General features: G+C 54.9%; 7 protein-coding genes. All 7 read right to left on the bottom strand.

What is annotated here, in order from left to right:
* Positions 1 to 304: 304 nt before the first annotated feature.
* The 7 genes from HMPREF2890_RS06580 to HMPREF2890_RS06550 all read right to left on the bottom strand — a co-directional run bounded on the left by HMPREF2890_RS06580 (position 305) and on the right by HMPREF2890_RS06550 (position 13132).
* Positions 305 to 862: a four helix bundle suffix domain-containing protein gene (locus HMPREF2890_RS06580; protein WP_070466829.1), complete on the bottom strand. Its 558-nt coding sequence runs from the start codon at positions 860 to 862 to the stop codon at positions 305 to 307.
* A 557-nt stretch (positions 863 to 1419) separates the two neighbouring features.
* Positions 1420 to 5796, bottom strand: a complete 4377-nt coding sequence (locus HMPREF2890_RS06575) for a hypothetical protein (RefSeq protein WP_148130709.1) — start codon at positions 5794 to 5796, stop codon at positions 1420 to 1422.
* 34 nt (positions 5797 to 5830) lie between these two features.
* Complete coding sequence (locus tag HMPREF2890_RS06570; RefSeq protein WP_148130708.1) at positions 5831 to 7270, bottom strand: hypothetical protein; 1440 nt, start codon at positions 7268 to 7270, stop codon at positions 5831 to 5833.
* Entirely contained in the window at positions 7267 to 8784 is a 1518-nt protein-coding gene (locus HMPREF2890_RS06565; RefSeq protein WP_148130707.1) for a hypothetical protein, read from the bottom strand. The genes HMPREF2890_RS06570 and HMPREF2890_RS06565 overlap by 4 nt, the downstream gene beginning before the upstream one ends.
* Before the next feature lie 18 nt (positions 8785 to 8802).
* Positions 8803 to 9774, bottom strand: a complete 972-nt coding sequence (locus HMPREF2890_RS06560; RefSeq protein WP_083289855.1) for a FimB/Mfa2 family fimbrial subunit — start codon at positions 9772 to 9774, stop codon at positions 8803 to 8805.
* 25 nt (positions 9775 to 9799) lie between these two features.
* Entirely contained in the window at positions 9800 to 11473 is a 1674-nt protein-coding gene (locus HMPREF2890_RS06555; protein WP_083289854.1) for an Mfa1 family fimbria major subunit, read from the bottom strand.
* Positions 11474 to 11575: 102 nt separating this feature from the next.
* The gene (locus HMPREF2890_RS06550; RefSeq protein WP_083289853.1) at positions 11576 to 13132 is read right to left on the bottom strand and encodes an Mfa1 family fimbria major subunit; all 1557 of its coding nucleotides are present in this window, start codon (positions 13130 to 13132) and stop codon (positions 11576 to 11578) included.
* Between the last annotated feature and the right edge of the window lie 152 nt (positions 13133 to 13284).

Genomic DNA, 13284 nt, shown 5'->3' with positions numbered 1-13284 from the left:
GTCGGACAGCGCAGACCGAGTGCCACCACACCGCCCGGAGAGGGGAGCTGGAGGGAGAGCCGGAGGGAGGGCCGGGGAGGGAGGACAGGGCCGATGCACCCCGGAGAGCGTGCTGGAGAGAGGGCTGGGCTAGGCGTCCGACTTGTCCGACTTGTCCGACTTGTCCGACTCGTCCGATAGAGCCCAGCCCCAGCCGATAGAGCTCAGCCCCAGCCGACAGAGCTCAGCCCCAGCCGACAGAGCCCAGCCCCAGCCGACAGAGCCCAGCCCCAGCCGATAGAGCTCAGCCTTGCCCAGCCTCCAGCTACCGCTTATCTGGAGAGCGGTAACCTCGGCGGGCGCGGCTCATCTGCTCACGGATGCCACCACCCTCAAGGAACATCTCTTGCTGGCGCTCCACCAAGCGACGCAGCATATAGGTCGCCTGATGGATCAGGGTGATGGCAAGGTTGGCAAGCTCCTCATCGCTCATCTGCTCAAAGATCTTCGGGCAGTCGCTGTAGATTCCTTCACTCCGAGCATAGGCACGCAGCCTATCATAGCGCGGGTGACCGGGACCCCACTCGGTGAGCCCTCTTGTCCTTAGGTAGTCCTCATAGTCCACCATAAGCTCCTCTAAGCTCGCCTTAGCGACATCGGTGAGCCTGATCTCAGTCTCCGAGGAGTGAGTACCTGCGGTGCTTCCCTCGGCAATATTCTGCTTCCCGGAGCGTGCCGCCTGCACCATCTGGTCGATGGTGCGATCACCGCAAGAGAGATAGGTATGGGCAAAGTGGTAGGTCAGGTCGTAGATCAGGGTGGTCACCCGATAGACCTTCAGGCTACGATAGCCCCCGCGCTGCTTCAGGAAAGGCTTTGTCATAGCCCAAAGGTAGCGAAATATCTCACAAGATAGAGTGCGCTGGTGCGCTATCTTATCGGACGAGTCAGACGGGTCGGACGAGTCGGACAGCGCAGACCGAGTGCCACCACACCTGCCGGGGAGGGGGAGAGCCGGGGGGGGGCAGCTGAGAGGGAGCCGAGGGGGGAGAGCTGCAGGTCTATACTCAGCGCCGTCCGACTCGTCCGACTTGTCCTACTCGTCCGATAGAGTCCAGCCTTACCCGAGAGCGACCGCATAAAAAAGGCTCCCCACCCTGCAAGTCGTCAGAGTGGGGAGCCCCCATCACGATGCTTATGGAAAAGCTTTGTCGTAGCTCACAGGTACCCCTTTTCTGAAGCATCTCATAGGATAGCACCTCCTCCCCACCCTGAGGGTGGGCGTATCTTTGCAGCATCTCCTCGGGACACTTATGCCGCACAAGAGGCAGCGAGGAGCGTCCCGGATGGGGCGCTCCTCGCTGAAAAGAGGGTAATGTAGTGGTGGCTTAGTGCGAGAGGTCTATCAGAGACTCAAGGCACTCTATCACCAGTCACAGATTAGCGATTATTGCTGATGCCGATGGATCTTGCTCGAGGATTGAAGTAGTCCGTATAATCACTCTCTGTAATATCCACAATAGGATAATAGGGATTGACTGAATATTTAGGCATTGGATCTCCCGGAGTAGAAGTGCCTGAAAAAAATGGAGATCCAGTCTTAATTATAAATACTCCGGAACGACCCATACCACCAAAAACAGGGGAGGCGGTATGGAACCACAATTCGGGCTGAGTACCTGGAAACCATTTTCCTGATTCAGGACCACTCCACCCCTTTGTTCCACCGTTTGCAGCAATAGGTCTTGGGCGGGACACAAACAGATCACGCAAGAAGCCTTCAGGTGTTCCTACTGCTTTTGTCAAAGTCGTATACATTGTTGTTTCATACCCAATGGAAGGCATCTTAAACCCATAAGGACTGGGATCAAATACCGTCTTCTTAGTCTCCCCAATATTATTTTCACGGTTCCCACCACCAAGAGGAACACCGCCCCATATATATGAGACTTGGTATTTAGATACAGACCTCAGAGGACCATTGGAGGTTTCCCAGCCATCCTCCACCATCCAGTGCTCATCCCCGCTGGCATTGGCACGGACCGCCACTGTGGGATTTTCTATAGACTGCTTGTAGGTAAAGCGGTACGACCTCTTGCTGTCACCATACCACTCGGTATGGAAAGTATTGCCATTGGCATCCTTGAGATGAGGAACTACTAAGCTGCCCCAACCTATGCCTTTATTATAATCCTCATTGGGGAAAGGGTCTTTTCGACCAAACTGATAAGTCATCCCATGGATATCATATACTCCGGGTTCCCAAGCCATGTGTAAAGCAGGACCACTTGTCATATACCTGGTAGCATGTCTTCTGGCACCCAACTCTTTATCTAAGAACCCGGGGTGCTCAAGGGTATACTCATCATCTTTACCTTTGTTATAAACGATGGCATTGGGCTTCTGAATGGATAAATATTCTGATCGTTTCCCCTTAGGCACCGTAATGATGTGCCAGGACCAGAGGATGGCATTTTCGCCGAATTTATTAGCAGAGAAGTTGGTACCGTTATCCACCTCGGGAATGCCCGTAAGTTTCTTTTTGTGCTTACTGGAGCGGACAGCAATCAGGGTATTCCCCACATTATCATTTGTATCTTTTCCCGGGATCAGTAATAGGTATCGCTCACCAAGCACATCAATCACCTCCATCGCCTTAATTGGACCTTTGCTATTGCCAAAACTATCGGGGTCATAAAGAGGTTTACGACCGGGTGCAAGATCTCGAGTGCGAGGCTCCACATCGGACCAGATGAATTCGGGCGTTGGCTCATCGTTATCATCGAGGTGGTGTAGTCCATGGTTCTTTTCTTCCATAAACTCACCCCAATCTTTTGGACCTATGTAATTGTCAATCCAACCTTTTTCTCCACTAAGCCCCTTATTCATCATCTCATCCCAACGTTCCGGTTTTTGCCATTCTTTGTAGAATACATCTGCGGCATGATTGATGCGGGAGAGGGGGATGAGGACACCAAAGTTGTCCAGCTCAAGGACGTAGCAATTGGCCTCCGGTTGTACCGAAACACAGAGGAACTCGGTGCGGAAGTTGTCGCCCTCCTCAGCGCCGTCATCAAACTTCCACTTGAAGAAGGGATCGGTCGTGTTGACGGTCCATTTAGCGTAGCCCCAGGTCAGTTTCTCGGTGGCCTTGATATCATTGCGCGTCGTGAAGGTGTACTTATTGCGCGAATCCTCCGTGCCGAGGTTGGCAGGGAAGTAGTAGATATCCTGTGTCTTGCTGATATTGGCCTGAAGGGTTTTCTTATCGATCGTGAGAGGCTTGTAGTCAGGGGTTTGACCGACGATCTGCTCCATCGGGATCATCTCGGGATCCTGCTCTGGGGACACTCGCACTCGGGGGTCCTGTCCCTGACGGAGTAGCTTGATGTAGCCGGGGAGGTTGCTCTTGACGTAGACCTGCTTCTCCTGACCATTCATTAGGTAAAGCGACGGATGCTTCTCGTCATAGGAGATCCTCTTAGTGAGCTCCTCATCGGTGTAGAGGACGATACTATGCTCCTGCTGCAGGACTTCGATGGACCTGGAGATGCTCTCCTTCTTGTTTGCGTCTGCGGGATCAGTCACCGTAAGGGTGAAGGTGTACTTATTACGACGGAGCTCAAAGGGATCGCGATTCTTTGTCGAGATGGCATCATTGGAGATGGCAAGCTCGTAGAGGTTTTTCCCCACCTGGCGGAACATCAGACCCTTATAGTTGGTATTCTCCTTCTTAGCAAAGTAGTTATTGAAAGAGAGGAAGTTATCCTCATCGACGTCACCGCGCTCACTAATGAAGTCCTCGATGGTGTTGCCGGGATGAGACTTGCTGTAGGCCCAGAACTTAAAGTCGTGACCACCGGCATCGGTGACGTCGAGCGACCAATTCTTGTCTATCTGATCAGCCGGAGTGCTCGGTACCGGGATATTGCCGTAGGGGAGTGCACGGACGTAGAAGACGGTATAGCGCCCCTGCTCCTCAGGGGTATAGGTATGACCGTCGAAGTCAATGCTCCTATCGTAAGAGATACCGCCCTCGTGTACCTCGATGAAGTCGGTCTGGGTGGTCATCTCGCGATCCTTGTAGATCTCGAGGACGAGGTCGAGCTTCTCGGTCTGCTTGACGCGGATGGTCCAATTGAGCCGTCCGCCGTAGGCCTGCACGACGAAAGCACCCTGCATGCCCTTGAAGTCCTTGTCGGTCTGAGTCTTGACCTTAAAGTTGACAGCCTCCGCCTTCGTCTTGGGCGTGGTGGTGGACTTGGTGCCCTCGACATCACTCTCCACACTGCCTAATAGGGTCTTGACCCAGTCCTTCTGGTCGTAGAGGGGGTTCTTCACCTTATTCTCGGGGTGATTCTCAGGATCGGGGATGTAGTACTCGGGTACGATGAGCTCCCAGCCGTCGGGGTGATTGGTCTGGAAGGTGATGGGAAGGACACCACCGAGCTTGCCGACCTTGATCTGATCCTGCGAGAGCTTGAGCCAATAGTTGCCGTCGGTGACGACCTTGGAGGTCTCGTTCTCGTCCCATACGGAGACGGAGTAGATGACGTCGGAAGTGGTGTTATTGATCGCGTCCTCGGTGGTCTTGTGACCGGGGCCGTCGACGTCGAGGATATTGATGCGGTAGCGGTGGTTACGCAGGATGGGGAGACGAGAGGCCTTGTCCTGACCCTCCTCCTTCGCCTTGACGAAGTCGACGCGGTAGTAGGTCTTGTCGGTGTTGTTCCGTCCCTTAGGATTGAAGTTATCGCCCTTGTAGACACCACCGACGACGATACAGGGATTGCCGTCGAGCTCCTCCTTGACGACACCGCTCTCTACTACGGGTGCCTCGGGGAGGTAGATAGAGCGTACGAGACGACCCTGGTCGGGATCGACCTCGTAGTGGAGCTTGAGCTCTTCAGCCTTCTTACCGGTGTAGTACTCCACACCCTCGGGGAGGGTGGGACGCACCGCCTTGTACTTGGCATCAGCCTTCTCGATATTCTTGATGTTACCGGCGAGACGGTAGCTCTTGGCGGGGTGGTAGACATAGACGTCGGTGAGGTCGAAGTTGCGCGTGTCTTTGTCACCCATGCCCTCATTGGTCTCGGGAAGAGACTTGCCGGGCTCGGGAGTGGTGCTAAACTTCATCCCCACATCGACCCTGGCAAGGGCTCTGTAGAGGCGGATGACGCCATCCTCGTAGTAGTAGTCACCGAAGGTATTGGCACCGGCGGCGACGGTGATCGCCTTACTCTCTCCCCACATCGGGAGGAGGTCGTAGTCGGTCCCCTTGGTGGCACCGGCTTTCTCTCCATCGCTCTTCCATCCCGTGGCGGCGTAGTCGTACACGAGACTCTTGTAGATCGCCTCCTTGGTGGCTCCCTCGGTGACGGCAGCGGGGAGCTTACCGTCGGGGAGATTGGCGAGGAGGACCAGTCTCTGTGGAGCCGTGGTCTGGCTGACCTGGAGGGTCACATAGTACTTGCCGTCCCGCAACTCGGGGCCGGACTTGATACGGGGCTCATAGGCGTAGGTCTCAGCGCCATCCTCGACCCCTTCGGGGACGTTGAAGGCAAGGATGCGGATCGCAGAGGCATCGCCCTCCTGATCCTTGGTGAGGGATCGGAGTGCGGTACTCTGCATCATCTCCGGGATGTCGATGGCGATCTCTGCCTCCTGCTGACCGAGCGTGCCGGGAGTGACCTCGGTGCCCCGCCCGTTGTCGGGGTAGAAGTCCTCGGGTCGCTCATTACGGCAGCCGGCGGTCGTCAGTAGGAGCGCCAGCGTGCAGAGCAACGAGCCAAGTGAAAAGAAATTACGTCTCATATCTATGTATCTTAATTATATGCTGTATATAACATTAGAGCTCAGCGGGGATATCCACATCCTCCCACGGATCCGGGATGTAGGGCTGCTCGGTACCGTCGGGTGCCTTGCGGAACTTGATGTGGAGCTTGTACCAGGTGTTGCGGCGTACCTCGAGATTACCGGTCGTGGGATTCTTATCCCCAAAGGGCAACTCGAAGACCTTGGAGCCGCGCGGCTCGATGGCCTTGCCGGAATCGAGATCAAACTTACTCAGCACCACGTAGATCGTGCTCGGCTTATCGCTAAGGTTCTCCGGCGTAAAGAAGTGCTCGATACCGGTTCGATTAGTCATGGCGTAGCCGTTTTCGTCGACACCGCCACCTTTATGTTTCAGTTGGTTGTTTCTACGGTCATCCCAGAAGCTTGGAATTGTCCTCTGGAGTGTACCGACGGGCTGCAGTTCGCCCGTTCGTTCCTGCATGATCCGCTGTACTCCCTCCCAGTTATTAGGAATGATAGACCCAACATTGGGCAGCTTGGCGAAGTATATCTGATCGATGAAATAATCAAAGTCGTCGCTAACATCCGTGGGTCGATCCCAAGTGATGGTAACCAAGGAGACGGCACGCTCAAGGTAGATGGAGCGGATCTCCTCAGGTGTCCCACCAGCAGTCTCAGACGCAATAAGTGCATCCTTGGATGGCGCGGCTGAGACATTGTAGAGACGTGCGTACATCGGCAGGTAAGCCGGCTCAAAAATGGAAGAGCTAAACTTCCCTATCGCATTCTGAAATGAGTGCTTGACGTAATCTGGATTACTCATATAGCTGTCAAAGTCCTCCTTAAACTTTGGACTCAGGCGATAGAACGGCGAAATCCCTAAGAAGTAAGACTCCTCTAGATCCATATACTGATCAGGATAAGTAGAGCTATAAATAGAGTCGTGCAGTCGAGAATTGACCAGGAAAGTCATCTTCTCCATCGGCTTTGGGAGACTATAAAACGTAATGGTGACCTTAGTGGGCACTTGATCCTCACTCACTTTATCGTCTACATTACTCAGATCGTCACCCGGGATGGGTACCACTCCCTCGACCTTGTAATCGCCCGGTCTGAGCTCAGGGATATAGATGTTACGGATCCAGTCAGACCTGTAGAGGGCAAGGCTCGAGTCGTAGTAGAGCTTTATGTGAGAGTCAGTCTCATCATACGAGGCTGGAAGATGACTATTCACCGTAGCATTATCCTTATCGTCCTGAGTGTAGTCCCGACTGAGGTCGCCCACAGCACGAGTGACGGCACCCATGGGTCGAATCTGCTTATTGGGGCCTACAAGGAAGGAGATCGTTATGGGCTTCTCCAGCCTGTAGGTGCCACTCAACTCCTCTCCTTGTGTCGGCTCTACCACGTCTGTATTACTCTTTTGGCAAGAGTGGAGCAGAGGAATAGCGAGTGCTACTATAAGAGACGAGAAAATATGTGTTGTCTTCATGGCTGATCTTGTTTCCAAAGTGGATCTACACCCTCATCGTCAGGGTTCACCTCTAAATCATATTTCTTGTCACGCCAGGGATAGACCTTGATTCCGTCGTTGAGGATGAGGCGACCGCCACGGAAGGCGGCGTAGATGCTGTAGGTGGTATTGCGGCGTACCTCAAACTTCTCCTCAATGCCACCCCCCGCTGCAGAGACGAGCGTGGTGATGGGGAGACGGAAGTAGGTCATCTGCTCGGCTTCTGCGGGAGCATCTTCTGGAATATCCTTGCCAGTGGTATTGATACCAATCAGGATGTAAGGCATATCCTCCTTCGTTAGTCCATCGATGAACATCGGCGGGATATAGAGGTAATAAACGTTGACGGTGAACTTAGTAAATCGTGACTTAGAGCGCTGATGATGCATCGGGCTAAAGCTTCCACCACTATAAAAAGCATTACTCTCATCAAGATTATCGGCATATGGAGTGGTGACCTGAGTCCTGTACGTGGCGGCATCACGGAAGTACTGCTGATAGTCTTCGTCAGTACGGTCGCTGTAGAGTCGGCTCTCCTCAGGCATATCTCTGCCGGTGGCGGTGTACTCCCCGCGCGAGGGAAGCATCTCTAAGGTGCCTGCACGCCAGTCCTTGTCCACAAGATCCACGAAGTTGCCCTTAGTCAACCTACCGGAATTTTTGCCATCGACATATTCACGATTATCTATTCTATAATTTGCGATCTCAGGGCTGAGATACTCCTTCTCCTTATTCGCCGTCGTGAGGATGAGCTCCACCCTCGCAAAGACGCGCTCGAGGTCGATGGATGGGGTCACAGTTTTGGCCGTGCCGTCATCATTACCCTTAGGGATGGTAAGCATCGCCTGACCGGTCATCGGGATCAATCTGGGATGGCGATCATTTTTGTACAAGGAAGTTGCGTTTGCGGTGTTTCTGCTCATCAAAATTTGACTGTTGAGCATCTTCCTCTCATCTGTCATCTGACTGAGATAGATCATCTGAGGATCTCGGACATTGCCGTTCTTCGCCTCCTCGTAGGACTTCGGGTCATTGACGAGGAGGACAAAGCGGTAGCGCCCCGGAGAGAGCATCAGGTCGAAGGTAAAGATCCCACCGGTCTCGGTACCAAATTTCTTCACCTCCAGTCCATCAAAGGCAGTCGGCATTCCGGAGGTAATCTTCGGATTGTGGTAGAAGATCGTCCGGATCAGCTTGTCCTTGTCGTAGACATAGAGCATCACGTGATCAATACGGCTCTCGTCTAATTGGGACTCCGCATCTTTAGCGTCAGTTTCGAAGGGTTTGTCCGGATCGTCATCGGGATCATCCTTCACCTCACCTTTGTTGGCACGGAGGGGAGCCCCACTCGGGAGGATCTTTGCCGTGATACGGACCGGACGCTCGCAGCCGTCAGCCTGCTGCTCCTCCGCCGTCGGCACCACGCTCTGGTGGCAGCCAGCGAGGCTGAGGACGAGGAGGCTCAGGAGTAGGAGCCGAGTGGTATGTCTCATACTATTCTTCATAAGTCATTACCCGAGTATTACGTCCCGGAAGACGATGTTCCACTTATTGATCGTAGCGCGCACGGCGACATAGGTATCCTTGTCGAGGTCGAGATCGAAGTCGATCCGGATGTCGAAGAGGTGGTCGCACTCGAGGGAGTAGGGTCGTGCGGCGGCGTCGGGGGTCCGAGCGAGGAGGAGATCCTCGACAAGGTTCTTCCTCATGATCTCCTTACCGTCGGTCTCATCGGTGACGATGAGGAGGGCGCCGCGTCCCGTGGTAAGCCGCATCACGTCGATGGTGGCGGTGACAGTGCGCCCCTTCATCGCCAGATCCTCGGGGAGGTAGCTGAATCGCGTATCGGGGGCGAAAGTGCCGTCGATGTGGTACTTGCTATTACTATCCTCCACCCGGACGGAGTACTTGTGCTCCGGGTCGAGGCCGGTGAGGGTGATACGGAGCCTATTGGTGATCTGCTCGAGGTGGATGTCGACCCGGTCGTAGAAGGTGCCGAGAGCGGAGCGATCCTCCTGTGTCAGCGTCCCCTTGTCGGGGCGTCCGACGTAGATCGGGGGGATCAGCCCGGCGAAGCTCTCAGCCTGACGCTTGAGTGCGACGATCATCTGCTCCTTAGTGGTGGTGCCGGGGGTGAAGGAGCCAAAGTCGAGGAGCGACAGGTCGCTGCCTGCCCAGGCGACGAAGTCACTCTTGCCGACGCGATAGTAGTCCGTACGGAGGAGGAAGTCCTTGGAGAGCTTCAACTCCGGCACAGGGATCTCGCGTACGAGGCGTCCCTGCTCGTCGAAGGCGAAGAGTCGTGCCTGCCGTATCTCTGACGGGTAGGACGGCTCAGTGGCACAGGGCGACTGGACATAGAAGGCGAAGTCTACCCCCTGAGGACAGTCACTCAGGTCCTCGTAGACCATGCAGTGGCATCCGGAGAGGAGGAGCATCCCCGCAAGGAAGGCGAGGAAGTATGTCAGTTGTCTCTTCATCATACTATTTCGTTAGGTAGCGGAGGGATTAGTTCCACAGAGCGTAGTGCTTCTCCACAAGGTTCCACTTAATGACCTTGGCGGTGATGCGCATGAGGTAGTCCGCCGGCTCTACCGGGATCTGCGGATCCGTCGGGGGCTCGAAGGGGTTGTCCTCAGGCTTGGGGACATTGGGGTCGTCGGGATCGACGGGGTCATAGTTACGCCCGATGCCGGAGATACCTTTGATGGTGAGGTCGTAGATGTTGTTGCGTCGTGTGTCGCAGTAGTTGACGAACTTCTTGGTAGGGTCGAGCTGCCTATTCATCGGAACGAGATAGACCATCCGACCACCATCGTACTTGCGGACAGCAGTATTCTTACCCAGCATCACCGCATCACGGAGGCGGAGGTAGAGGAGCCCGTCGTCCACGCCCTCGTAGAAGGTGCCGGGCTTGTCAGTCACACGGAGGTCGTAGACCGTACGACCACCACTCTCACCCGGAATAAACTCAAACCCGCTGGAAACACGGTCACGGTAGGCCGGATCTTTACGCAGCTTGTCATAGAGCTCCTTGGAAATATCCACAATATAGCTCTGCTCCTTGGTGAATTCGTCAGCTGAGGCCACTACTCTCTCTCCACCACTGCCCTGGGTGTAGGCGTTGGTGGGAGTGAGCGTGGTGTAGACCTTGGCGTAGGCGATGCGGTTGTACTTGATCTCGCCCTTCTTGTCGGCTACCTTCTTGTCGCCGCCGTACATCGAGTTCTCGTAGAAGTAGAAGCCTCCCTTGATCGAGGTGGCTGATGCCGTGGCATTGGTCACCGGCTTGGCGTTGCGGTAGTAGCCGTCGAGGACGTACTCGGTGCCCTCCTTATCAGAGACGCGCTGGAGGAAGGGGTGAGCATCCTTGGAGTCCCAGTCAGTCGGGACCTTCTTATCGTTGATGACCGACTTAAAGTCCGTGTAGATCGCACTCTCTGCAGTCTCATTGACGAGGGTGCGCGAGCCGGCATGGTCGCGGAAGAGGTAGGTCTGCTTTGCCGATCCCGCCATAGAGTAGGTGAGCGGAGAGAGCGTACCTATATTAGGCAGGGTGAGGCTGAGACCATCCTTCTGAGACACCTGTACCTTAGCGACGATGCGCTCCACCTCGGCGGTGAAGAAGTTGCGGTTCTCCTGCAAGGGGTCGGAGACTCCCGGCTCGATGGTGACTTCGCGGACAGAGGACATAGAGGTCTGGATGAAGCCGTCCTTGTGGATGACGTCGAGGAAGCGATCGCTCCCCACCTTCTTGTCGGCGGTGAAGTCCCTCTCGGTGAGGCCGAGATCCTGCGAGCCCACCAGCACGGCATAGGAGGTGGGGACGCTCTGCTTGAGCGGCAGCTCGAAGCGTGCGGTGTAGTCCTTACCATCGACACCGGCGGGTGTGAGTGTGGTCTGACGGAGGAGTCCCACGCGTGGCATGTAGACCTGCATATAGGTGATCTTACCCTCGCCGGTATCCTCTGCCGGTGCGACATCCGGATCCTGGTCGTCGGTTACGGCACGCACTCCCTCACCAGGGAGACCCGCCGTCACGCGGAGGCTCAGCACCGTGGGTCGCTCGGTACCGTCCGGCTCCTCCACTCCGCGCACCGAGGCGTGGCAGCCGGAGAGTACCGGGAGCGCCAGGGCGAGGAGGGCTGCGGGAGCCATCGTATGTCTGAGCAATTTATTCATAAGTCTTATAAAGCTTCTTTTCTTATTGTGGGCAGGAGGGCGGTCAAGCCCGCCTGCCCTATGCCGGCTAAGCGCCGGACTTAGTTATCTGTGGAAGATAGATCAGAGCTCTACCTCACGACCGATGACGTTCCAGGGAACCATCTCGCACTGTACGGCTACGTAAGAGTCCTGATCCTCGATGTTAGGATTATCGGGGTAGTTAGGCTCCTCGGGATCCTCGGGCTTCGGCAGATCGGGGTCGTTAGGATCGGAGGGATCCCAGGGCATACCGATCTTCTGGAACTTCTTGATGTTAAGCACGTAGATGTTGTTACGACGAGTGCTTGCGTTATTGACAAGCTTTACGTTGCCATCAGGACTCTGACGATTCCAGAGGGCGCGGTATCCTGCGCGACCCTTGGTGTAGGTGAAGGACTTCTGACCAAGAGCGCCCTCGATGGTGCTCTGAGCAGCAGCGTTCTTAGTGAGATAGAAGCGACCGTCTTTCTCACCCATGTAGAAGGTGGTACCCTTGGTGTACTTTACCTCCTTGAGCTTGTAGACGAGCTGACCCTCCTGGGCATCAGCGTCGGTGCTCTCTACCCACTTACCATCACCGTCCTTCTTGTACTTCTTACCGGTATCGGCCTTAGCTACAAACTCAGTAGCAGCCTCGTCGATATCGTATACAGTGGTCGGAACGAAGGTAGCGTAGATCTTGGCGTAAGCGAAGCGGTAGAAGCCATCCTTCTTATTGGCAGCGTTAGCCTCACCGGAGTTCTCGAGGAAGTATACACCCTCCTTTACACCGGGGTGGGCATCCGTGTAGTCGGTGACAGCAGGATCCTTAACTTCCTTGGCAGCGTAGCCACCGAGGTCGGCACCGAGCTTACCACGACGGATCATACCGGCATCCATGGCAGCAGCGTCCTCCATGGTAGGAGCGATACCGTCGATGACAGACTTGAAGCCGTCATACTGATTGGGATCCTCTACACCGAGCTTACGCTCACCGGCCTGGTTGGCGAAGATGTAGGTCTTGGTAGCACCATTGACAGCAGCGTAGGTCACGCCCTCCATGGAGACGGTACCATTCTCAGATGTCTTGTCAAAGTCAGCAGCCTCCTGTACGATACCCTTGGCAACGACACGCTCCACCTTCTTGAAGTCAAGCATGTTCTGAGCCTCAGCATCAGCCTCTGCGATATTCGGCTTGATGGTCTGAGACATAACCTTGGAGGTCATTACGAACTTGTTGTCAGTAGATACCTTAGCGAGGTCAGCTACAGCAGTAGCAGAGGTACCGAACTCAGCATTGGCCTCAGCGACAGTAGCGAGGGTGTTGTTATTGAGCACAAGACCCAGGGGCATAGAACCGGTTACAGTGACAGGCTTAGCCTTACCCTTGTAGATGTTACCGGTAGAGGTGATGTCAGCCTCAGCCCAAGTAGCGCCGGCACCAACGAGAGCCATGGAGCTAACCTTGCTCTCAGCCTCGGTACCCTTGTTGTCCACCTGGTCACCATCGTTGATGGCCTTGAGGGAGTTCTTGACGTTGACTCTTACGGAAGCGTAAGAGTTCGCCCCCTGCTCAGGGGTCACGTTGTTGGTTTTGTTGCAGGCTGCGAAGCTGAAAGCTACGAGAGCGGCTGCAACGGTAGTTGTTACTTTTCTCATAATGTTTTGAGTTAGTGAAAAATAAACTGTTGTTAGTAATATAGTAATGTAATATCAGTCGTATAGGGGGCGCTATCTTATCGGACGAGTCGGACGGGGCGCACTATCTTATCGGACGGGTCGGACAAGTCGGACAAGTCGGACGAGTCGGA

The sequence above is a fragment of the Porphyromonas sp. HMSC065F10 genome, from assembly GCF_001808555.1.
Classification (GTDB): domain Bacteria; phylum Bacteroidota; class Bacteroidia; order Bacteroidales; family Porphyromonadaceae; genus Porphyromonas_A.
Note: the sequence above shows the minus strand (reverse complement) of the source record. Positions and strands in the feature narration are given on the sequence as shown.